General features: G+C 36.7%; 17 protein-coding genes. 8 read left to right on the forward strand and 9 right to left on the reverse strand.

All coding sequences use genetic code 11. The annotated features are described in order from the left end of the window. Positions 1-16: 16 nt before the first annotated feature. Positions 17-547 carry an RNA polymerase sigma factor gene (locus tag ABDJ41_RS13240; protein WP_349786526.1) on the reverse strand — a complete coding sequence of 177 codons (531 nt, stop codon included), beginning with the start codon at positions 545-547 and terminating at the stop codon, positions 17-19. Positions 548-714: 167 nt separating this feature from the next. Next, positions 715-1,731, reverse strand: coding sequence for a UDP-N-acetylmuramate dehydrogenase (gene murB / locus ABDJ41_RS13245; protein WP_349786527.1), 1,017 nt, complete (start codon positions 1,729-1,731; stop codon positions 715-717). A 143-nt stretch (positions 1,732-1,874) separates the two neighbouring features. Here murB and ABDJ41_RS13250 point away from each other — a divergent pair, with 143 nt between their 5' ends. From ABDJ41_RS13250 to ABDJ41_RS13270, 5 genes are all read left to right on the forward strand, one after another. After that, positions 1,875-2,483, forward strand: a complete 609-nt coding sequence (locus ABDJ41_RS13250) for a TetR/AcrR family transcriptional regulator (protein WP_349786528.1) — start codon at positions 1,875-1,877, stop codon at positions 2,481-2,483. A 116-nt stretch (positions 2,484-2,599) separates the two neighbouring features. After that, on the forward strand, positions 2,600-3,205 hold the full coding sequence (locus tag ABDJ41_RS13255) for a TetR/AcrR family transcriptional regulator (protein ID WP_349786529.1): 606 nt from the start codon (positions 2,600-2,602) through the stop codon (positions 3,203-3,205). A gap of 15 nt (positions 3,206-3,220) precedes the next feature. Continuing rightward, a complete protein-coding gene (locus ABDJ41_RS13260; protein WP_349786530.1) occupies positions 3,221-4,552 on the forward strand; it encodes a TolC family protein in 1,332 nt (443 codons plus the stop codon). After that, the gene (locus tag ABDJ41_RS13265) at positions 4,552-5,619 is read left to right on the forward strand and encodes an efflux RND transporter periplasmic adaptor subunit (RefSeq protein WP_349786531.1); all 1,068 of its coding nucleotides are present in this window, start codon (positions 4,552-4,554) and stop codon (positions 5,617-5,619) included. The genes ABDJ41_RS13260 and ABDJ41_RS13265 overlap by 1 nt, the downstream gene beginning before the upstream one ends. Positions 5,620-5,651: 32 nt before the next feature. Next, positions 5,652-8,843, forward strand: coding sequence for an efflux RND transporter permease subunit (locus ABDJ41_RS13270; protein ID WP_349786532.1), 3,192 nt, complete (start codon positions 5,652-5,654; stop codon positions 8,841-8,843). 59 nt (positions 8,844-8,902) lie between these two features. On the opposite strand, the gene ABDJ41_RS13275 is transcribed toward ABDJ41_RS13270, so the two are convergent. Further along, positions 8,903-10,018: a serine hydrolase domain-containing protein gene (locus tag ABDJ41_RS13275; RefSeq protein WP_349786533.1), complete on the reverse strand. Its 1,116-nt coding sequence runs from the start codon at positions 10,016-10,018 to the stop codon at positions 8,903-8,905. A 142-nt stretch (positions 10,019-10,160) separates the two neighbouring features. Next, positions 10,161-11,564: a dihydrolipoyl dehydrogenase gene (gene lpdA / locus ABDJ41_RS13280; protein WP_349786534.1), complete on the reverse strand. Its 1,404-nt coding sequence runs from the start codon at positions 11,562-11,564 to the stop codon at positions 10,161-10,163. A gap of 98 nt (positions 11,565-11,662) precedes the next feature. Between lpdA and ABDJ41_RS13285 the strand changes: the two genes are divergently transcribed. Next, positions 11,663-13,540, forward strand: coding sequence for a CocE/NonD family hydrolase (locus ABDJ41_RS13285; protein WP_349786535.1), 1,878 nt, complete (start codon positions 11,663-11,665; stop codon positions 13,538-13,540). Continuing rightward, the gene (locus ABDJ41_RS13290; RefSeq protein WP_349786536.1) at positions 13,540-15,216 is read left to right on the forward strand and encodes a M1 family metallopeptidase; all 1,677 of its coding nucleotides are present in this window, start codon (positions 13,540-13,542) and stop codon (positions 15,214-15,216) included. The genes ABDJ41_RS13285 and ABDJ41_RS13290 overlap by 1 nt, the downstream gene beginning before the upstream one ends. On the opposite strand, the gene ABDJ41_RS13295 is transcribed toward ABDJ41_RS13290, so the two are convergent. From ABDJ41_RS13295 to ABDJ41_RS13315, 5 genes are all read right to left on the reverse strand, one after another. Beyond that, the gene (locus ABDJ41_RS13295) at positions 15,213-15,914 is read right to left on the reverse strand and encodes a DUF2490 domain-containing protein (RefSeq protein WP_349786537.1); all 702 of its coding nucleotides are present in this window, start codon (positions 15,912-15,914) and stop codon (positions 15,213-15,215) included. The genes ABDJ41_RS13290 and ABDJ41_RS13295 overlap by 4 nt on opposite strands. 100 nt (positions 15,915-16,014) lie before the next feature. After that, entirely contained in the window at positions 16,015-17,244 is a 1,230-nt protein-coding gene (gene odhB, locus ABDJ41_RS13300; RefSeq protein WP_349786538.1) for a 2-oxoglutarate dehydrogenase complex dihydrolipoyllysine-residue succinyltransferase, read from the reverse strand. Positions 17,245-17,264: 20 nt separating this feature from the next. Beyond that, positions 17,265-20,060, reverse strand: a complete 2,796-nt coding sequence (locus ABDJ41_RS13305) for a 2-oxoglutarate dehydrogenase E1 component (RefSeq protein WP_349786539.1) — start codon at positions 20,058-20,060, stop codon at positions 17,265-17,267. Between the two features lie 66 nt (positions 20,061-20,126). After that, positions 20,127-21,005: a MerR family transcriptional regulator gene (locus ABDJ41_RS13310; protein ID WP_349786540.1), complete on the reverse strand. Its 879-nt coding sequence runs from the start codon at positions 21,003-21,005 to the stop codon at positions 20,127-20,129. A 90-nt stretch (positions 21,006-21,095) separates the two neighbouring features. Next, on the reverse strand, positions 21,096-22,382 hold the full coding sequence (locus tag ABDJ41_RS13315) for a DASH family cryptochrome (protein WP_349786541.1): 1,287 nt from the start codon (positions 22,380-22,382) through the stop codon (positions 21,096-21,098). A 225-nt stretch (positions 22,383-22,607) separates the two neighbouring features. Between ABDJ41_RS13315 and ABDJ41_RS13320 the strand changes: the two genes are divergently transcribed. Continuing rightward, positions 22,608-23,513, forward strand: coding sequence for a TIGR01777 family oxidoreductase (locus ABDJ41_RS13320; RefSeq protein WP_349786542.1), 906 nt, complete (start codon positions 22,608-22,610; stop codon positions 23,511-23,513). Positions 23,514-23,519 lie beyond the last annotated feature (6 nt).

Genomic DNA, 23,519 nt, shown 5'->3' on the forward strand with positions numbered 1-23,519 from the left:
TGTTTAGGGCTATTATTTACATTAAATCTGCGCCCAAAATGTCTTTTGAATAAGTTTTCAGATATTTCTTAAGAATCTGACGTGCCACATGAATTCTCGTTTTAACCGTTCCGATTGGAATCTCAAGAATTTCTGCAATTTCATGATATTTATATCCTTCAAAATATTTAACAAAAGGAATATAATATTCTGGCTGAAGCGTAGCTAAAGCCTTATTAATATCACCAATAACAAACTTACTCTCACTGGTGTTTTTCGTTGCGCTGTAGTGTAGATTTGCCGAGGATATATCTTCCGATTTTGTAATCAGCGCATTTGTTTTTACCAAACGCCTATAGTTATTAATGAAAGTGTTTTTCATAATAGTGAATAACCAACCTTTCAAATTCGTGCCCTCTTTAAACTTACCGTAATAGGTAACAGCCTTAAGCATAGTGTCTTGAACTAAATCATTAGCATCCTCGATATCCTTGGTAAAATTAAGAGCAAAAGATTGTAGGGAACCCGAATGATCATGAAGCTGTACATTGAACTCATTTTTTGTCATAGTTTTTAATTTAGGGGTTAAAAAAACAAACAAACATTTTCTGAGTGAGTGGCGCTCACAATTTGTTTAATAATACACAAGAATACCTATACAAGACACGTACCAAAAAATGAGATTCAATGTTAAGAAATTGCTAATACAGCGCTAACAGCCTAACAACAGGCTTATTAAAGAATATTTACTTCTCTTTCCAGCCTTACGCCAAATTTTAAGTAAACAGATTTTATAATCTCATCTGAAAAACTATACACTTCCTGTCCTGTAGCAGAGCCATGATTAACCAAAACAAGTGCTTGATTTTTCCAGGTTCCCGTCTGTCCAACAACCTTACCTTTATAACCACACTGCTCTATTAACCAACCAGCCGCTAGCTTAATCTTTGCATTTGGCGCTGGGTAATGAACAACATCCGGAAAATCTGAAACAACCTGATCAAATAAACCCTTTTCAATAACTGGATTTTTAAAAAAGCTGCCCGCATTACCAATAGTTGACGGATCAGGCAACTTACTTACCCTAATATCAGCCACGACTGCTGACACATCTGCTATTGTCGGTTTATCTATTCCCCTGCTTTGTAACTCAGACTGAATTGCGCCATATTGCGTATTGATTTTTGCATGTTTACCTAATTTAAAACTAACTTCAGTGATAATATATTGACCTTTCAATTCATTTTTAAAAACGCTGTCACGATAACCAAACTGACAATCATCAAATTCAAATACACGCTTATTTCCAGTTGCAACCTCGTATGCAGTACAACGATAAAACACATCTTTAAGCTCTACTCCATATGCCCCTATATTCTGGATGGGAGAAGCACCCACTGTCCCCGGTATTAGCGTTAAATTTTCTACACCTGCAAAACCATGACTTACACAATAACTTACGAGATCATTCCAGACTACCCCCGCCCCAGCTGTAACAAAAACATCTTCATCAACAACAACCGACGAAATGCCCGGAATACTAATCTTAACTACTAAGCCTTCAAAATCTTTAGTAAATAAAAGATTACTCCCTCCACCCAAAACCAATAAAGAGTGTTGCTTAACAACAGACAATCCTAAAAGCTCTTTCAAATCTGTTTCACTAAAAACTTCAGAAAAAAAAGCGGATTGAGCCGCAACTCGAAATGTATTGTAAGGCTTTAAGGATATGTTTTGCTGTAAAAGTGACATAAATAAAATTAGCTATATATAGCACAAATGTAATTGTTAACTGTTGTATTAAACATGTTAAAAGCATTATTTAAAAATTTTGCCTATTTTTCCATCAATTACGCATTTATTAAAACCTATAAAAAAAGAGTATCGTTTAGTCTATGGAAAATCAGGATAAGAAAAAAGCTATAATTATTGAAGCCGCATTGAAACGCTTTGCTCATTATGGTTTATCAAAAACCACAATGACAGAAATAGCTAAAGACGTATCTTTCTCTAAAGCATTACTTTATTACTACTTCCCTGATAAGCTAAGTCTTTATGTATCTACGATAGAACACCTCATGCATGTCATTAGTCGTGACCTGGTGAAATCTATCGACAAAACCAATACGACCACAGAGGGGATACATAAACTATTGCAAAAGAGACAATCCTTTGTTCAAAAATATTACACACTATTAGAATCTACTCAGGTCATCGGCACCGAATTACCAGATGATCTCCACGAAAAATTCAGTAAAGCCAGAGCTTTTGAGACTATTATCATCAGCTCTTTATTTAACCGCGGTATTGCCAGCGGCGAGCTGGAGATAGAAGACGTAAAGATAGCTACAGAAATTTTTATTGATGCATTGTCTGGAATACACTTCAATATCACCGCCAAAGACAAGAACATATTCCCTGAAAAAGAGCAGTTTAAACAAATCTTTTTAAAGGAAAAGGTATTCGCTGACATCTTCCTGAAAGGCCTTAAGCCAAAATCCTGACGAAAAAGTCATAAAATTGTAAGTTTCTCCTTGTTTTCGAACTAAAATTCGGTATATAAAATTATGGCCTTATTTTTGACCACTCAAAAGAAAAAGTCAGAAAGTAAAAAAGTAGAATGGTAGAAACAGATAAAAAAAGAGATACGATAATTGAGGGCGCGATCAAACGTTTTATTCACTATGGAATTAATAAAACCACTATGAATGAGATTGCAGAGGATCTTTCTGTATCCAAACCTTCCCTGTATTATTATTTCCCTGATAAAAATAGTTTAGTACTGGGGGTTATTGAGAAAATATTTGATGATTATTTTAAACTGATAGAACAAGTACAACATGCAGACCTCCCTCTTGAAGACTGTATGGCTGGTTTTATTGAAATCAGACATCGTTTTTTTCAGAAATACTATATGATGCATTTGTCAGGTAACACACCTGATCCATCACTTAATTCAGATGTACTAAAAGAACGTTTCATGAAAATGAAAACAAGAAATGTACAATTACATGCGGATATTTTCCAGAAATCAATGGATAAAGGAGAAATCACACCTACAGATACAAATAAAACTGCAGAATTATACATTGACAGTTTGGCAGGAATCACGTCCTTGTGTATCATGCATGGCAACAAAGAGCTTTTCCCAAGTAAAAAAGAAATGAAAGATATCCTGGATAAGCAACTTAGCTTATCAGCAATTTTTATTAAAGGTCTAAAATAACAACAAACTACATATATGAATTCAATAATTAAACAGATAAAAATAATACCGGTACTATTACTGGGGTTATTTTTATCCAATACCGTTAGCGCTCAACAAAGGCTAACACTTAAAGAAGCACTAAACTACGCTGTACAAAACAGTGTAAAAGTACGCAAGGCAAAATTGGATATTGATGGGGGGAAATATAAAACACAAGAAGTCAGAGCTCAGGCTTTGCCTCAGCTAACCGGTAACGCCGGTTTTAACTACAACCCTGTAATTGGATCATTGGTTTTTGGTGGAAAGCAAGTTAGGATCGGCGCTAAGTACGATGCGACAGCAGGTGTTCAATTAACTCAGCAATTGTTTAATCAACAGGTGTTCACAGGTTTAAAAGCAGCAAAAACTAGTGAGAGTTATTATAATCTAACAGCAGGTTTAACCGAAGAGCAAATCATTGAACAAGTTGCCAATAATTACTACCAGGTTTTAGTAAACAGACAACAGTTAAATGTTATCGATACCAATATCAAAAATGTACAGGTTGTAGAAAAAGTAATTGGAAATCAATACAAAAATGGTCTTGCAAGAAAAATTGATGTAGACAGGATAAAAGTTAACCTAACAAATCTACAAAACAAACGTGAGCAAACTCAGAATGCGATTATTCAACTGGAAAACCAACTAAAATATACAATGGGGATGCCTGTTCAAACCCAAATCACACTACCTTCAACAGAGCTAAATAGCAATCCAATATTACCTGCTTTTACGGATAGTATAAATACAGCAGGAAGAACAGAAATGAAACTTCTTGATGTTCAAAAAGAGCTTTTAAGCTTACAACGCAAAGCATATGTAGCTGAGTATTACCCTAACATTTCATTAATAGGGAACTACACTTCAAAAGGTCAAAGCGATAAGTTTGATCTGTTCAAAAACAAAAACACTACAGCAATATGGTATGATGCCTCTGCAATAGGATTGAGTTTAAAAATCCCATTATTCAATGGTTTCCTGACCCGATCAAAAATCCGTCAGGCTGAAGTTGACCTTAAAAAAGCTGAAGAAGACAGAAGAGAGACTACAAACACGCTCAATCTAGCTTATGAAAATGCTAAAATAGAATTGAGAAACAACATCAGTACTATTAACTCTCAGCGTCAAAACGTTTTACTTGCACAAGAGATATACAATAGTACACAAAACAATTACAACAATGGCTTAGCTGCGTTAACTGACTTACTAGATACGGAAACAGCATTAACAGAAGCACAAAACAGCTACACCCAGGCACTGCTAAACTATAAAATTGCCGAAATACAATTAATCAAATCAAACGGAAATATAAAATCACTACTATAATGAAAAGAGTAATAATTACAGTTTTAGTAATCATAATAGCCTTTGCGGGAATTGCTTTTGTACTTAACAATAACAAAAAGAAAAACCAGGAAAAAACAGACTTTGTAGCAAAAGGCAATGGCGCAATTGCTGTTAACGTTGCGACAGTTTCTAGAACAGTACCTGAATTAGATTTCAATGCAAATGGAACATTTGCGCCAATTCAAGAATTAAATTTCTTGTCAGAAAATGCTGGTCGTGTAAAAGCAATTTACGTTAAGGAGGGTTCTAGAGTAAATAAGGGCCAGGTTTTAGCTAAAATTGATGCTGAGATTATCAACACGGACAGAGAAACTGCGGAAGCTGCTTATCAAAATGCATTAAAAGACGAAGCTAGATATCAAAGTTCTTATGCTACTGGTGGTGTAACCCAACAACAATTAGATCAAGCTAAATTGGCAACTCAGAATGCTAAATTACACTTGCAGGCATCTAAAAGAAGATTAAGTGATGCGAATATTAAATCTCCGATTAATGGCATTGTAAACAAAAAATATATTGAAGTAGGTGCATTTGTAACTGCGCAAGGAACACAATTATTTGAACTTGTTGATGTATCTAAATTGAAATTAAAGGTAAATGTAAACGAAAGTCAGGTTGCTAATTTGAAAGTTGGCGACAAAGTAGCTATCCAGTCTACTGTTTTTCCTGATGATAAATTTACTGGTAAAGTTTCATTTATTGCTGCCAAAGCAGATGGCGCATTAAATTTCCCTATAGAAATTGAAGTTGAAAATAATATTAAAAATTCTTTAAAGGCGGGAATGTATGGTACAGCATTATTTAATTTCCCAAAACAAGCTGCCAGCATTTTAATTCCACGTACTTCTTTTGTAGGTAGTGTAAGTAGCAATCAGGTTTTCATATTAGACAAGGCTAGCAATACTGCAAAAATCAGGAATGTGGTAAGCGGTAGAATTTTAGGTGACATGGTAGAGATACTAAGTGGGTTAAATGAAGGCGAAACAGTAATTACAAGTGGTCAGATCAACCTGGTTGACAACACTCCTGTAAGTATTGTGAAATAAACATTCTTTTAAAAGAAGCAAAATACAATTAAATGAAAATAGCAGAAATATCCATTAAAAGACCTTCACTGGTAATTGTAGTTTTTACTGCATTAACTCTATTAGGCTTATTAAGTTATTTCTCACTAGGCTACGAATTATTACCAAAGTTCTCTCCAAATGTGGTATCGGTATCTACCATTTATCCGGGAGCATCGCCAAGTGAGGTCGAAAATACAGTTACTAAAAAAGTCGAAGATGCCGTTTCTTCGATGGAAAATGTAAAAAAGATTAACTCTACATCATTAGAAGGTGTATCTATTGTCACTATAACGCTAACTGCAAGTGCAAACGTAGATTTATCTTTAAATGATGCACAACGTAAAGTAAATGCCATCTTATCTGATTTACCTGAAGACGTAAAGACCCCTTCATTAAGTAAATTCTCCCTGGATGATATGCCAATTATCACGATTGCTGCAACTGCAAAAATCTCTGACATTGACCTTTATGACATTATTGATCAAAAAATTGCTCCCGAACTTTCCCGCGTTCCTGGGGTAGCTCAGGTATCTATAATTGGTGGATCTGAAAGAGAAGTTAAAGTAGGAATTGATGCCGCTAAATTAAAGGGCTACGGCTTAACGATTGTACAAGTTCAACAATTGGTACAAGGCTCCAACTTAGATTTCCCTACAGGTAGTGTTAAAGCAAATGGACAAGACATTTTAGTTCGTTTGTCCGGTAAATTCAATAGTGTAGATGAATTAAGAAATTTAGTAGTAACAACTACTGAAAACGGGACTCAAGTTAGAATTTCAGACTTTGCCGATGTGCAGGAAAGCTCAAAAGAGGCTGAAAAAATTGCTCGTATCGACAGATCTAACTCACTAACTTTAAGTATTGTTAAGCAAAGTGATGCCAATGCAGTAAGTGTAAGCGAAGGTATTAAGGCTACAATTGCAAAAACAAATGCCGATTATTCCAAAGTTAATGCCTTAAATTTAAAGATTGTTAACGATAGTTCTATTTACACTTTAGAATCGGCAGATGCAGTAATCCACGATTTAATGATCGCGGTTGTACTGGTAGCATTTGTAATGCTTTTCTTCTTACATAGCTTAAGAAATGCAGTATTCGTAATGATCTCTATTCCGGTATCATTAATTGCTACTTTCATTGCCATTAGTCAATTTGGCTTTACGCTAAACTTAATGTCATTACTAGGTTTATCTTTAGTAGTAGGTATTTTGGTAGATGATGCAATTGTTGTATTAGAAAACATCCAGCGTCACATGGAAATGGGTAAAAACAAGTTCAGAGCATCTTTTGATGCCACCAAAGAAATTGGCTTTACTGTAATTTCCATCACTTTTGTAATCGTAGTAGTATTCTTACCTATTTCTATGAGTACTGGTCTGGTATCAAATATCCTTCGCCAGTTTTGTATTGTAGTAATTATAGCCACATTAATGTCGTTAATTACCTCATTTACGATTGTACCATTGCTATTCTCTCGTTTTGGTAAATTAGAGCGTATAGAAGGTAAAAATGCTTTTGGCAAATTTATATTATGGTTTGAAAAACAATTGGCAAAATTCACAGTTTGGATCACAAACATTCTTAACTGGAGTTTAAACCACAAAGCAATTACACTAATTGGTGTATTTATGCTCCTATTAAGTTCATGTGGCTTATTTACAGGTAAATACATTGGGTTTGAGTTTTTCCCTAAATCAGATAAAGGTGAGTTCCTTGTACAAATTGAATTACCTAAAGATGCCTCTTTAGAGTTAACCAATCAATATGCACTACGTGCTGAAAACTACTTAAGTAAAAAAGCTGATGTTGAGCAATTAATTACAACAGTGGGGCAATCGAGTGGTGATATGGGAAGTTCACAAGCAACAGCTTACAAAGCAGAAATCAATGTAAAGTTGGTAGCTCGTGAACTTAGACCTGGAACCAGTAGTGACATCATAGCTAAAACCTATTCCAGAGAATTAACCAATGAATTGATTGGTGCAAACGTAAAAACGGTAAACATCTCCATTATGGGTACCGCAGAAAATGCTAATATCCAGCTGGTAGTAATGGGGCCAGAGTTAGATAGCGCCTTGCATTATGCAGAACAAGCAAAAGCTATTTTAGCTAAAATACCTGGTGCAGCAGAAACTAAACTTTCGGTAGAAAAGGGAACACCAGAGATCAATGTAAAAGTAGATCGCGATAAAATGGCTTCCTTAGGCTTAACCCTGCAAACTGTAGGTCTGACCATGCAGTATGCATTTAGCGGCAACACCGATGCGAAATACCGTAAAGGTCAATATGAATACGACATCAATGTTCAATACCAGGATTTTGACAAGAAAAACATTGACGATGTTCGTAACTTAACCTTTATCAATAATAAAGGTCAGCAGATAAAACTGATGCAATTTGCAGACATCAATGAAGATTCCGGACCATCGCAATTAGAGCGTCTAAATAAAACGACTTCGGTAACTTTAAAAGCGCAATCAATTGGTCGTCCAACAGGTAGTATTGTAGAAGATTTCCAGGCAGAGCTTGATAAACAAGAAAAAGAAGGAAAACTACATCGTCCACTTGGAGTAAGCTACGCATGGGCTGGTGATCAGGAAAATCAAAGTGAAGGATTCGGTACTTTAGGCATAGCTTTACTAGCCTCAATTATATTGGTTTACTTCATCATGGTTGGTTTGTACGATAGTTTTGTTTATCCATTAGTGGTAATGTTCTCTATCCCCTTGGCAGTAATTGGTGCATTTTTAGCCCTTGCCTTAACTAATAACAACTTAGGTATTTTCACCATTTTAGGTTTAATTATGTTGATTGGTTTGGTAGCCAAAAATGCAATTATCCTTGTCGATTTTACCAACCAAATGAAAGCGGAAGGTAAATCAACTCGAGAAGCCTTGATTTTAGCTAACCATGCACGTTTACGCCCTATTTTGATGACAACCATTGCAATGGTGATTGGTATGCTACCTATCGCACTGGCTGCAGGAGCAGGAGCTGAGTGGAAAAATGGACTGGCCTGGGTTATTATTGGAGGTTTGATCAGTTCATTGTTCTTAACATTGATCATCGTACCGGTAATGTATCAATGGTTTGATAATATCCTGCATTTCTTTAAAATGGATAAAAAGGGTAGACCAATTGATGAATTAATTGCTGAAGATTACGATCACAAGGACGTACACGAATACGACATGAAACACTAATCTATTATCCACACAAATAAATCAAACGGCCACCGGTTTTTACCAGGTGGCCGTTTTTATTATCGGATAGACCTCCCTACTTCTTGTACAAAAGAATGAAAGTTTAATCTTTTTTGTCTGTTTCCTAAACGTACTATGATCACGTTATTTTTCGGATTAACATAAACCGACTGATTGAACATTCCTTGAATTTTGAAATCGTATACTTTCTTTGCATAAAAATAACGCCCATCAGAATTTCTCTCCACTGGGTAGTTCAAACCTTCCTTACTTAGTGAACTTACTGCGTTTACGGAATCCTTGAAAAACCTGAAATCTCTGCAAGCCCAGAACTGGTTTTTATATCTTCTCTTGGTTAAAGTATCTGGATCAGTGGTTTGCATTATCCATTTTTTAGAGATAATTTGTCTACCCTGCCAATTTCCATTGTTTAAGTATAGCCGACCGAGTTTTGCAAAATCCAGTGCCCTGGCATTAATACAGCAAAAAGCTTTGATATTATCTTTATAATCTAAACTCCATAAAGCATCACTTTCTGCGCCTAATGGTCTCCATAAATCTTCCTGTAATAATACTTGTAAGTTTTTACCGGTAGCCTTCTCCAGTATAAATGCCAGTACTTGCGTATTTATACTTTGATACTCGAAAACCTTACCTGGCTCGTTCTTCATTTTCAACCTTCCTACAATCCTTTTCAAATCGGCTCCATAATAGCTCCGAACAATTTTAGAGAAAGGATTAAATGACTTTTCTGCAAAATGAAATCCACTTCTCATGTCTAAAACATGTTGTATGGTTAATCGCTTAAAACGTTCATCATTTTTAGCCAGCTCTGGTAAATATTTAATGACCAATTCATTTGTTGATTTTATTTGTCCCCGATCTACAGCTATACCTACCAGCGTACCTACAAAAGATTTTGCCATCGAAAAACTAGGTTGCTTAGCCGCTAAAGTATTTCCCTCAGAAAGATATTGATAAATAATACTGTCATTTTTAATAATCAGGAAAACATTAGTTTTTGTATTGAGTAACGAAGTATCTAATCGTGTTTTTAACGAATCGTACTTTTTGTCCGGATAAGCCTCTTTAAAATAATAAGGTTTCACCGATTTAGCAATGGTTACATTCTCAAATTTTGCACTGTCCCCTAAATCAGGCACCAAATATTTCATAGACCTTAAGGGCACACATGCGACCAAAAAGAGCAAAATTACCGTTAAGAAAATACCTGATCTCATTAGAACTAAAATACAACAAAAAATCCCACGGCAATTAACCGCAGGATTTTATATCATATTTAAACAATATTTATACCTAAATATGGATTGCTCTGTTTTCAGTAGCAGCCATTGCTGCTTCTTTTAAAGCTTCAGTATAAGTTGGATGTGCATGACAAATTCTTGCAATATCCTCAGCCGAAGCGCGGAATTCCATTGCAACCACTGCCTCAGCAATCATATCTGCTGCACGCGGACCAATCATATGTATACCTAAAATCTCATCAGTCTTAGCATCAGCCAATACCTTTACAAAACCATCAGTATCCATACTTGCTTTAGCACGTCCACTCGCCTTGAAAGGGAATGAACCAGCCTTATATTGAACAGCCTGCTCTTTCAACTGCTCCTCTGTATAACCTACAGAAGCAACTTCAGGCCAGGTATAAACTACTCCCGGGATCAGATTATAATTGATATGCGGTTTTTGACCTGCAATACGCTCAGCTACATATACACCCTCGTCTTCCGCTTTATGCGCAAGCATAGCACCTTTTATCACATCTCCTATAGCATAAACTCCTGGTACAGCAGTCTCCAGGTGGTCATTTACAGGGATCTTATTTCCTCTTTCTTCAGTCTTAATGCCAATATTCTCTAAGCCTAACCCTTCTGTATAAGCCGTACGTCCAACCGCAACGATACAATAATCAGCATCAAAGCTTACTTCTTCACCTTTCGCATTTGTAGCTGTAACAGTAACTTTTTTACCTTTAGTTGTAGCACCCGTTACTTTATGGCCCATAAAGAACTCAATACCCAACGACTTTTTCAACACACGTTGCAATTCTTTACCTAAGCCAGCATCCATAGTCCCGATGATAGAAGGCATAAATTCAATTACAGAAACTTTTGTACCTAAACGAGCGTAAACAGATCCTAATTCAAGACCAATTACACCACCACCAATTACAATCATTTGTTTTGGCACTTCAGTAATATTCAAAGCCTCAGTAGAAGTAATGATACGCTTTTTATCTACAGGTAAAAAAGGTAAAGCAGTCGGTTTTGAGCCTGAAGCAATGATTACATTCTTTGCAGTTATAGTTTCAGACTTACCATCTTTGGTAATCTTAATTGTGTTTTTATCAACAAAAGAACCTACTCCTTCAAATGAGTCGATCTTATTTTTTTTAAATAAATACTGGATTCCAGCTGTATTCTGAGCTACTACATCGTTTTTACGTGCGATCATTTGTGGCATATCAACTTTTAAATCTTTTAAGTTGATACCATGTGTTTGAAAAGTATGTGCGGCATTATGAAAATGTTCCGAAGAATCCAACAAGGCCTTAGATGGGATACAGCCAACATTTAAGCAGGTACCACCAAAAGTTTTATATTTTTCTATAACTGCCGTTTTTAAGCCTAATTGGGCGCATCTGATCGCTCCAACATAACCGCCCGGGCCCGAGCCAATTACAACTACATCGTATTGCATATTAAGGATTTTTTTTGCGTAAAGTTAATAAACCTAAAGCGAATATTAGTCTTTACCTTAGCCAAATCCTATATTTATATATATAAAAAAACTATTATATGTCTCCTGTTAAATCCATATGGCTGGCAATTGTATTTCTTTTTACAGCTCCTAACCTATTTGCTCAACAACCAGACTCTGCATATGTCCGACAGAACTATACAAAAATAGAAAGACGCATTCCGATGCGGGATGGAGTCAAACTATTTACCTCCATTTATATCCCGAAAGACAATAGTAAAAAATATCCTTTTCTAGTTAACAGGACCCCGTATACAGTCTCTCCATATGGTGAAGAAAATTATAAAACCAGCCTGGGTAATTTCCCCGCTGAAATGAAAGAGGGATTTATCTTTGTTTATCAGGATGTAAGAGGCAAATGGATGAGTGAAGGTAATTTTGATGACATCAGACCACAAATAGCCCATAAAAAAAGTAAGAAGGACATTGATGAAAGTTCTGACACATATGATACCATTGACTGGTTGATAAAGAACATAAAGAATAACAATGGAAAAGTGGGCATCTATGGGATTTCCTACCCAGGATTTTATAGTACAACGGCCTTACCCGGAGCTCATCCTGCATTAAAGGCAGTATCACCGCAGGCCCCGGTTACAGACTGGTTTATTGGCGATGATTTTCATCACAACGGCGCTTTATTTCTTGCTGACGCTTTTAGCTTCATGAGCACATTTGGTGTGCCAAGACCAAAACCTATTACCCCGGATAAGGGCCCGAAAGGTTTTGTATATCCAATTAAAGACCTTTACAGGTTTTATCTGGAAGCAGGTCCGGTTAAAAATCTCAAAGAAAAATACTTTGCAGACAGCATCCTCTTCTGGAATAATCTATTTGCCCATCCTAATCTGGATACATTCTGGAGGGCAAGAAGCATCGTACAACACCTTACTCATGTAAAACCTGCAGTGATGGTGGTAGGTGGATTCTTTGATGCGGAAGATGCATATGGGACTTTTGCCACTTATAAATCAATTGAAAAGCAAAATCCAAGAGCAAATAACATACTCGTTGCAGGCCCCTGGTATCATGGTGGATGGGTACGTAGTAAAGGCAGCAGCTTCGGAGATATAAATTTTGGCCAGCCTACCAGTACCTATTATCAGGAAAATCTGGAACTCCCTTTCTTTAAATATCACCTTAAAAGTGAAGGTACTTTTAATCCTGCTGAAGCTACCATATTTATAACAGGTAGCAATGAATGGAAAAAATTCAATGCCTGGCCTCCAAAGGAAGCAGAGACTAAAACACTGTATTTACAACCTAATGGAAAACTCAGTTTTGACAAAGTTCAGCGAACAGATAGTTGGGACGAATATATAAGCGATCCTAATAGTCCAGTTCCTTATCAGAATGGAGTACAAACCAAAAGATCTCGTGAATACATGATCGACGATCAGCGTTTTGCTGCCCGAAGACCTGATGTAAAGGTTTATCAAACCGATATACTAACTGAAGACATAACGCTGGTGGGTCCGATAATGGCGAACCTTGTGGTTTCTACTACGGGTACAGATGCGGATTACGTGGTGAAACTGATTGATGTATATCCGGAAGATAGCCCTTCGCCCTCTCCTAATCCTCAAAATATTATTATGGCAGGCTACCAGATGTTGGTGCGTGGAGAAATTATGAGGGGGAAATATCGAAATAGCTTCGAGAACCCAGAACCTTTCGTTCCAGGAATGGTTACTAAAGTAAATTATGCCTTACCCGATGTTGCCCATACCTTCAAAAAAGGTCACCGCATTATGGTACAGGTGCAAAACTCATGGTTTCCACTGGCCGACAGAAATCCTCAGAAATTCATGAATATTTATGAAGCAGATACATCTGATTTTCAAAAAGCTACACACCGTATATTCCATGATGTAAACAATGCTTCTGCACTAACATTCACTGTATTAACGCCATAATGAAAAAACTCCTGTATAATAGTCTGTTTCTAATCCTAATTATCAATACGGTATTTTCAAGGATAAATGCAAATGCCCAGCTATTAAAAGAAAAGAAATATTTTACGAGGGCTGATAGTCTCCGTGGAACATTAACACCCTTACGGACTTGTTATGACATCAACTATTACCACCTTAACGTTAAAGTAGATATTTCAAATAAGTTCATCAGCGGCAGCAATGAATTCAGATTTACTGCAACACAAAACTTTAGCAAACTTCAATTTGATCTGTTTAATAATCTGAAAGTGGACAAAATAACTTATAAAGGTGCTGAACTCTCTTTTAAAAGAGAGTTTAATGCCGTATTTATCCACTTTCCTCAGGAGATCAAAAAAGGTTCAAAAGAAAGCTTCACTGTCTTTTATTCCGGGAACCCGGTTATTGCTAAAAATCCGCCCTGGGATGGTGGTTTTATCTTTTCAAAAGACAAGTCTGGCAATCCATGGGTATCGGTAGCCTGCCAGGGTCTTGGAGCCAGCAGCTGGTGGCCAAATAAAGATCACCAGAGTGATGAAGTCGATAGTATGCTAATCAGTATCAGTGTACCCAAAGGGCTCCAGGAAATTTCAAACGGAAAGCTACGCAGTATAAAGGAATTAGATCAGAGCTACACTCAATACAATTGGTTTGTAAATAACCCAATCAACAACTATAATGTCAGCCTATACATTGGTAAATATGCACATTGGACAGATGAGTATATAGGCGAAAAAGGAAAATTAGCAATAGATTACTGGTCCTTAAAGGAAGACAGCACCTTAGCAAGACCGCATTGGAATGCAGATGTTAAACCTATGTTAAAGTCTTTTGAGCATTGGTTTGGTCCTTATCCTTTTTATGAAGATGGATATAAACTTGTTCAGGCACCGCATCTTGGCATGGAACATCAAAGTGCTATCGCTTATGGCAATAATTTTAAAATGGGATACAATGGCAGTGATCTTTCTGGCTCTGGTTGGGGGTTAAAGTTTGATTTCATTACCGTCCATGAAAGTGGACATGAATGGTTCGGGAACAATATCACCACTAAAGATGTAGCTGATATGTGGGTACATGAAGCATTTACCTGCTATTCTGAAACCTTATTTACAGAATCAATATCCGGAAAAAAGGCTGCTTCGGCCTATGTTATAGGGATAAGAAGAAACATCAATAATGACCGCCCCATTATAGGTGCCTATAATGTTAACCATGAAGGATCTGGAGATATGTATTATAAAGGTGCAAACCTTATTCATATCATCAGACAACTCATCAATAATGATGAAAAATTTAGGAATATACTACGTGGCCTAAACAAAGACTTTTATCATAGTACGGTTACGGGGCAAGAAGTTGAAGACTATATCAGTAAATATAGCGGGTTAAAACTAACTAAGATTTTTGATCAGTATCTACGCAAGACAAGTATACCAACACTGGAATATCAAATCAAAAATGGGATACTTAAATACCGGTGGGTTACCGATGTAAAAGACTTTGATATGCCAGTAAAAGTAACGCTTAAGCCAGGTAGCTTTAGCTTTATTACACCATCTACCAATTGGAAAAGCACCATGATCAATAAATCGATCAGTAATAAATCATTTAAAACAGATCCGGACTTTTACATTAACGTTAAACTAACCAATTAAAATCTGGTATAGAAAGCCAATTGCACTGCATGATTAGTAGTGTTATTCGATCGCCCTTTAAGATATTGATTCAAGTATCCTGCTTCAATGTCGAAACTTTTGCTGAAACGGTATCCGACCGCGCCATAAGCACGGTTTTGATCAAATAACTTACCGTTTAACTGATCTTTGTTTTGAATGTTAAAAAACAATTCATTCTGCAACGCCACAAATGGTCCTTCTACAAATGATTCTTTTAATCCGGAAATCGGGAGAATAGCTCTAAAAAAATATCTGAATCTTTGTGAAAAAACATCCCCACCAGCAGTTTCCATAAAGCGTTGCTCCAACCGGAAACGATGCTGCGCGTAAACGGATTTAATTCTATGGGTATAAATATATTGCTCCCAGATGCGATGTTCTGTCAATGTATTGTTTGCTGCCCCATCCTGCTTTACATAAGTATTTGTTAACAAATATCCCGCGGTAGCATTGCTATTCTTATTAATGTAATAAGTTAATCCGGGTCTGAACAGAACATTCCTGACACCATCCCAGTCATTTGCTGTCCTTAACTGCAGATCAAGATGCATACCCCATTTATCATTAAACTTTGTCCCATTTAACAACATCAGCCATCCGGAATTTTGGTTTACATGTTGCGAAAAACTATTCAGTACAAAAAGAGAAATAAGAAAGGTAAAGATTAAATGTTTCATATGTTCAGGATCGGGTCAAACACCTAAAATAGAAAACTAATCTCATAAAAAAGGCTCCGAAGTGTCTCCGGAGCCTTTTTATATTCAATATTTTACAATATTATACGCCTAAAAGCAATCTGGCCGGATCTTCCAATAATTGTTTAACCCTAACAAGGAAGCCAACAGACTCTCTTCCATCAATGATTCTATGATCGTAAGATAAAGCAACATACATCATTGGGCGAATCACAACTTCACCTTTTTCAGCAATCGGACGTTCAATGATATTGTGCATACCTAAAATGGCCGACTGAGGAGCATTGATGATCGGAGTAGACATCATTGAACCAAAAACACCACCATTAGTAATGGTAAAGGTACCACCAGTCATTTCCTCGATTGTTAATTTGCTATCGCGGGCTTTAGTAGCCAGTTCAATTACAGTTTTTTCAATCTGAGCAAGACTCATGCTTTCAGCATTTCTGATGATTGGAACAACCAATCCTTTAGGTGCTGAAACGGCAATTGAAATATCAGCAAAGTCATTGTAAACAACAGACTCGCCATCAATACGTGCATTTACCGCAGGAAAATCTTTAAGAGCCTCACATACTGCTTTAGTAAAGAAACTCATGAAGCCTAAGCCTACACCGAATTTCTCTTTAAACATATCTTTATACTTACCACGTAAATCCATGATTGGCTTCATGTTTACTTCGTTAAAAGTAGTTAGCATAGCCGTTTCATTTTTAACAGTAACCAAGCGTTTAGCTACTGTTTTACGTAATGGAGACATCTTTTCTCTACGCTCATTTCTTGAACCTGCAACAGGAGCAGCAACAGCTGCTTTCGGAGCATCTGCTTTAGCAGCTGGAGCAGCTGTTTTCTGAGCATTCACAGCATCCTCTTTTGTAATTCTGCCATCAACACCAGTTCCTTTAACAGAAGCCGGATCAACACCTTTTTCAGCAAGGATTTTACCTGCCGAAGGCGAAGGTGTACCAGTAGCATAGCTTTCTCCGGATTTTTCTGCAACAGGAGCAGCAGCTTTATCTGCCACAGCCGGTTTTTCAGCAGCAGGAGCAACTTCTTCCTTAGCTTTTGGTGCAGCACCACCATCTTCAATTTTACAAACTACAGCACCTATCGCTAAAGTATCACCTTCAGCAGCTACTGTTTTTAAAGTTCCGGCTTGCTCAGCAGTAAGTTCAAATGTTGCTTTATCAGACTCTAGTTCTGCTATCACCTCATCCATTTCTACTACATCGCCATCATTTTTCACCCAACGTGATAAAACAACTTCAGTTATCGACTCGCCTACAGGCGGAACTTTTATTTCTATACTCATAACAGGTGTATTATATTTTTCTAATCTACATTAAATACTTTACTCACAGACTTATTCGCAATATTCTTCTCTTGCGCAGTAACAGCCATTTCAAATGCTTTGGCTAGTATATAAGCCTGCTGATCGGCATGCTGTTTCGCAAAACCAGTAGCTGTACTGCTGCTTTCTTTTCTTGAGATTAACTCCATATCACCAAAAATAGTTTTTCTCAATTTACGCAACAAATATGGCCATGCACCCATGTTTTCAGGTTCTTCCTGAACCCAAACGGCTTCCTTAGCATTTTTATATTTCTTGTATACAGCTTCCATCTGTTCAACAGGCAAAGGATACAATTGTTCTAAACGAACGATAGCCACATCCTTAGTCTGATCTTTTTGTTGTTTCTCTAATAGCTCATAATAAATCTTACCGCTACAGAACAATACCCTCTTAACCGCTGCCGATTTAACATTAGTATCATCAATGATCTCCTGGAATTTACCTTCAGTAAAATCAACCAGTGGCGACACACATAGAGGATGACGTAATAAACTCTTAGGTGTAAATACAACTAACGGTTTTCTGAAATCACGTTTAAACTGTCTGCGTAACGAATGGAAGAAGTTTGCAGGAGTAGTACAGTTTGTTACTTGCATATTATAATCTGCACAAAGCTCCATAAAACGTTCAATCCTTGCAGATGAGTGCTCAGGACCTTGTCCTTCATATCCGTGAGGCAATAGCATTACCAAGCCATTTTCACGTTGCCATTTCGTTTCTGCACTGGCGATATACTGGTCAACTACAATTTGAGCTCCGTTAAAGAAGTCTCCAAACTGAGCTTCCCAAATAGTCAAGGCATTAGGATTGGCCATGGCGTAACCATACTCAAAACCTAAAACACCATATTCAGACAAATGTGAATTATAAATATCGAATGGTGCCTGCTGATCAGATAAATTAGCCAATGGGATATATTCTTCTTCAGAATCTTCTAACTTAATTACAGCATGACGATGCGAGAAAGTACCACGTTCTACATCTTGTCCACTTAATCTAACCCTTTTACCTTCTGCAAGTAAAGTTCCGTATGCAAGTTGTTCTCCCATAGCCCAATCAAATATGTGGGTAGTATTTGCCATCTTACTTCGCTCCTCAAAAAGTTTTTCTATTTTCTTAAAGAACTTCTTATTAGAAGGTAATGTACTGATTCTTTTTGCTATTTCCAGCAAAGTACTTTCCTTAACTGATGTTACTGGTGAACTTTCAAAATCCTTCGGTGTCGCAATACGCATATCCGCCCAGGCACCACCAAACTTCACATCCTGATATGTTGAAGTCAATGCTTTCGCCTCATTCAACCGCTCCTGCAGATAGCCACGGAATTCTTTTTCCATATCTTTTGCAAAACCAGCTTCAATAGAACCTTCTTTAACCAACTGATCGATATAAATATCTCTTGAATTTGGGTGTTTCTCTATTGCTTTATATAATAAAGGTTGAGTGAATTTAGGTTCATCCGATTCATTATGTCCAAACCTGCGATAACATAAAATATCAATAAATACATCATTTCTGTATTTCTGACGATATTCCATAGCAAGGTTAATCGCATACACCAAAGCTTCTACATCATCGCCATTCACATGGAATACCGGCGATAAAGTAACTTTAGCAATATCAGTACAATAAGTACTGGTTCTGGCATCTTTAAAGTTTGTTGTAAAACCTACCTGGTTATTAATGATCAGGTGAATGGTACCTCCTGTTTTATAACCATCAAGTCCAGCCATTTGAATTACTTCGTAAACAATACCCTGTCCGGCAACAGAAGCATCACCATGGATCAGGATCGGTGCAATACGAGCATTATCACCACCATATTTAAAGTCTATCTTAGATCTGGTCATACCTTCAACCACTCCGTTTACAGTCTCCAGGTGCGAAGGATTAGGACAAAGACTCAGGTGAACATTTTTACCATCATTTGTAGTTACGTCAGTAGAGTAACCAAGGTGATATTTTACATCACCTCCAAATGGAGACTCTGCACTATAGCCTTTTCCCTCAAACTCAGCAAAAATCTCTTTATAAGACTTCTGCATGATATTGGCAAGGACATTTAAACGTCCTCTATGTGCCATACCAATTACAAATTCTTCAATACCAAGCTCTGCACCTTTTTCAATTACTGAATCCAGAGCAGGGATCAGCGCCTCAGCACCTTCTAATGAAAATCTTTTCTGACCAAGGAACTTAGTCCCAAGAAAATTCTCAAAACTAACAGCCTCATTCAACTTCTTTAAAATACGAGTCTTCTCTTCAATAGAGAATTGTTCCGTATTACGAGTGCTTTCCATTTTATCCTCTAACCAGGAAAGTACTTCAGGCGTACGTAAATACTTATATTCAACCCCGATCGAGCTGCAATAAGTTTGCTTCAGAACTGTGATGATGTCACTTAATTTAGCCGCACCAATCCCCAGTTCCACACTTGCGTTAAAAACAGTATCAAGATCAGATTGAGCCAGGCCAAAATTCTCCAGGTCAAGCGTAGGTAAATGCTGACGTCTTTCTCTTACCGGGTTGGTATGTGTAAATAAATGACCACGTTGGCGATAGCCATTGATCATGTTTAACACATTAACCTCCTTTAGGAAATGTTCCGGAGCTTCAGCACTAACAGGGGCACCAGAAGCACCTTTTCCAAAGTCAAAGCCTTCAAAAAACTTCTGCCATCCAAATTCAACTGAGTTTGCATCTTCTTTATAAGATTGGTATAACGAGTCTACGTATTCGGCGTTTGCGCCGTTGAGATAAGATAAATTATCCATTATGGTTTAAATATGCTATAAGTGTTGCAAAATTAGGATTTTACCTCATAATATAGGCAACATTCTTTATAATTCTTCAAGAAAATCTACCATTTGACATACATTCTTCAAAGGGGTAAGCCGATCATTTACAAGAACATCAAATTCAGAGATCAAGCTTCCTCCGGCAAGCAATGGAACATCTACATAATCCAATACTTTTGCTATGATTTTATTAATGTCTTTTCCCAAATTTAAAGAGGTTAAAACAACAAACATATAATCAGGCTTATAAGAATGAGTAACTTTTTTAAGATCTGCATATGGGACTTCACTTCCTAGATAAAGTGCATCATGTCCACAACTCTTTAGCAAATACCGCGCAAAAAGTAAACCTGTTTCATGTATCTCTCCTTCTGGCAAAAAAAGCACAAAACGTAATGGCTTTTCAATTTCAGGCTTTTTAGCCCTATCAATCTCAACTATAATACGATCTCTAATCAGGTTAGCTGCAAAATGTTCCTGAGAGGGATCAATCGTTCCTGTTTGCCAAAGCATCCCTATTCGTTTCATAAAAGGGAATAACACAACATCCATAGTCTTAATTAACCCCATTGTTTTAATGCAACCAGAAAGGATGGATGAGAACGCTTTTTCATTGTATTGTAAAGTCGCTTTGGAAAGATTCAATACTTGAACAGCATCATTATCCCATTTAGAATTGAGTTGCACCACCAAATCTATCATTTGCTGCTTACTAAGTTTAGAAATCCGACTGATTTTATAACCATTCTCATTCAACGCAACTATATTCAAAAGCATCTTTAAATCTTCCTCATCGTAATATCGGATGTTGGTAGGAGTACGTTTTGGTGGGACAAGATTGTATCTTGTTTCCCAGGCCCTAATAGTATGGGCTTTAATGCCGATAAGGGCTTCTATATCGCTGATTGAATATTTTTTCACCTTGATTATAACAACAAAACTTAAACAACTTTGTTTAAAATACAAATCTGTTTAACTTTTCATCAAAATCAAAATGTAAAACTTTTACTATCAGGCAAAAGAAGGTTGATCAGGAATTTCAACTTCTAAAATTTTAAATTGTTTATTTAAATCCACGCTATTTTTGGATTTTACGTCTTTACTAAGACCAGCTATACTCGCCCAATTACCCCAGTTACTAGCCGCAGCATAATCTATTAGCTTTTCTTCAAAATAAGCCGCCCCACAGGTCCAATGAATCTTTTGTACATGAATTAGATAAGTAGCCACAAGCTGTCTTCCTATATGCGGAATAAAACCAGTTGTATTTAAATCAAACATATACTTATCTACTATAGGATTTCCTGTTTTACCAAGTTTCCAGTTGTCTAACGCATCTCCTTCAACTGCAGCATAAAGAACTTCATTCTCCAACTTTTCTTCCTGAAAGAAAGCAATACCATGCTTTTTAAACATAAACCTGAAATAGTCCCGCCACAATAGCCCTAGTAGAATCTGGTTAAAATGAATATTTGGTCCAAACTTACTTTCTGCATCTTTAACTTGCCAATAAACCATTCTTGGCGATAGGCAACCTAAAGCCAACCAAGCCGACAATTGCGATGAAAGCCCGGATTTATCAGCGTTATTTTTCCCATTCTTCAGATAAATGGTTGAATCAGCAGCAAACAATGATTTCAAATGTCCTAAACCAGCCTCTTCCCCGCCTTCAGGATAGCCGTTAAAATTCTCATTACCATTTAATATGAAACCCAATTCTTCTAATGAAGGTATTTCGCCCCATTCCTGATTCTCCACAAAAGCAATACTTTCAGGTGATGAAAAACAAGACTTTACAATGGCATCCCTTTCTGTTTTCTTTTTAAACTGAGAAAAGACATCAGGAATGTCCTTTATAGGGAAAGGAAGATCTTCTTTATTATAAAGTGTATGCCCTATAAAATGTCTTAAATTAACTTTAAGTGTCCATAACAGATCCTCTACATTGTCAGAGATCAGTGTTTCCTCTGGTGCAACCTCCCGATGATGATATACTTCAGCAATATCAAAACGTTCAACGAGTTCCTTTAAATAATCTTCAGGTCTTCCCTGAACAAAAAGAATATCTCCTCCCATTTTGCGGAAAGCACTCCTCAAAGATTTCAAACTTCCTCTCAAAAATTCAGCTCTAAAAACACCTGTCTTGGCAGTACCGAATCTGGTTTCATCAAAATAGCGAGGATCAAAAAAGTAAACAGGCAAAATACTGTCAGATTTAGCAATAGCTTCAACTAACATTTCATTATCATGTAAGCGAAGATCATTTCTAAACCAAACCAATATTTTTTTGTTTTTCATTATATATATTGTCTTTTAATGTCCATGAAGTTTGAAAAGTTTATTCATTGCACTTTGCATGCAACAAGCTGATGCAGATTAATTAACCTCTGAACTAAACTTTTGCGATAAACTCAAAATTATAGCATTTTTAATCTTAATACTAATGTAAAAGCCAATATTTACATAAGCAGAACAAAACCTTTACGATAAAAAGATAATTTAGACAAATAAAAGCTCCAACATATGAAGAAGCAGATTTTGATTACAGGTGCAACAGGGATGATTGGACGAAAGTTAATTCATACTTTACAAAAGGCAGAGCACACCGTCTCCATTCTCTCGAGAAATGAAGTAAATATTCCTGGAGTAAAATCATATATCTGGGATGTTGACAATGGCAAAATTGATCCCAAATGTATGTCCGGCACAGATACCATCATCCATTTGGCCGGAGAAAATATTGCATCAAGAAAGTGGACTATAAAACGTAAACAACAAATTATCAATAGCAGGGTTTTATCAACCCAATTATTATACAAAACCATACAAGAAACCAATGCCGATGTTAAAAATTTCATATCTGCTTCAGCAGCGGGTTATTATGGCGACTGTGGTGATAAGATTCTGACGGAAGAATCAGCATCAGGCTCTGGCTTTTTAGCAGAATGCTGCAAACAGTGGGAAGATGCTGTAGATCAAGGAGAATCACTTAGCATACGAATTGTAAAGTTCAGAATTGGTTTTATACTCGCGAAGGGAGAAGGTGCTCTATCTTCTTTAGAAAAACCTATAAAATTCTTTCTGGGAGCAGCCCTTGGGACTGGCAGGCAATGGATACCATGGGTACATATAAACGATATTGTTTCCATGTTTATGAATGCTGTGGAAAACCCCAGATTTCAAGGTGCCTATAATGCCTGTGCTCCATTTCCAATAACCAATCTAACTTTAACAAAGTCTATTGCTCATGAACTTCATCGTCCGCTATGGCCTTTAAACGTACCCGAAACAATACTTAAGTTAATCTTGGGAGAAATGAGCGAGGTAATTTTCATCAGCACAAATACCTCGGCTCAAAAACTATTATCAATAGATTTTAAATTTCAGTTCACCAGATTGGAGGATGCATTATCAAATATCTATAACTAATTTATA

The sequence above is a fragment of the Pedobacter sp. ASV1-7 genome (assembly GCF_040203335.1).
GTDB lineage: Bacteria > Bacteroidota > Bacteroidia > Sphingobacteriales > Sphingobacteriaceae > Pedobacter.

Coding starts and splice junctions, on each gene's coding strand:
- ABDJ41_RS13255 (WP_349786529.1), top strand. CDS start 2,600: ATGGTAGAAACAGATAAAAAAAGAGATACGATAATTGAGGGCGCGATC.
- ABDJ41_RS13270 (WP_349786532.1), top strand. CDS start 5,652: ATGAAAATAGCAGAAATATCCATTAAAAGACCTTCACTGGTAATTGTA.
- ABDJ41_RS13285 (WP_349786535.1), top strand. CDS start 11,663: ATGTCTCCTGTTAAATCCATATGGCTGGCAATTGTATTTCTTTTTACA.
- ABDJ41_RS13295 (WP_349786537.1), bottom strand. CDS start 15,914: ATGAAACATTTAATCTTTACCTTTCTTATTTCTCTTTTTGTACTGAAT.
- lpdA (WP_349786534.1), bottom strand. CDS start 11,564: ATGCAATACGATGTAGTTGTAATTGGCTCGGGCCCGGGCGGTTATGTT.
- odhB (WP_349786538.1), bottom strand. CDS start 17,244: ATGAGTATAGAAATAAAAGTTCCGCCTGTAGGCGAGTCGATAACTGAA.
- ABDJ41_RS13320 (WP_349786542.1), top strand. CDS start 22,608: ATGAAGAAGCAGATTTTGATTACAGGTGCAACAGGGATGATTGGACGA.
- ABDJ41_RS13250 (WP_349786528.1), top strand. CDS start 1,875: ATGGAAAATCAGGATAAGAAAAAAGCTATAATTATTGAAGCCGCATTG.
- ABDJ41_RS13315 (WP_349786541.1), bottom strand. CDS start 22,382: ATGAAAAACAAAAAAATATTGGTTTGGTTTAGAAATGATCTTCGCTTA.
- ABDJ41_RS13265 (WP_349786531.1), top strand. CDS start 4,552: ATGAAAAGAGTAATAATTACAGTTTTAGTAATCATAATAGCCTTTGCG.
- murB (WP_349786527.1), bottom strand. CDS start 1,731: ATGTCACTTTTACAGCAAAACATATCCTTAAAGCCTTACAATACATTT.
- ABDJ41_RS13275 (WP_349786533.1), bottom strand. CDS start 10,018: ATGAAATATTTGGTGCCTGATTTAGGGGACAGTGCAAAATTTGAGAAT.
- ABDJ41_RS13240 (WP_349786526.1), bottom strand. CDS start 547: ATGACAAAAAATGAGTTCAATGTACAGCTTCATGATCATTCGGGTTCC.
- ABDJ41_RS13290 (WP_349786536.1), top strand. CDS start 13,540: ATGAAAAAACTCCTGTATAATAGTCTGTTTCTAATCCTAATTATCAAT.
- ABDJ41_RS13260 (WP_349786530.1), top strand. CDS start 3,221: ATGAATTCAATAATTAAACAGATAAAAATAATACCGGTACTATTACTG.
- ABDJ41_RS13305 (WP_349786539.1), bottom strand. CDS start 20,060: ATGGATAATTTATCTTATCTCAACGGCGCAAACGCCGAATACGTAGAC.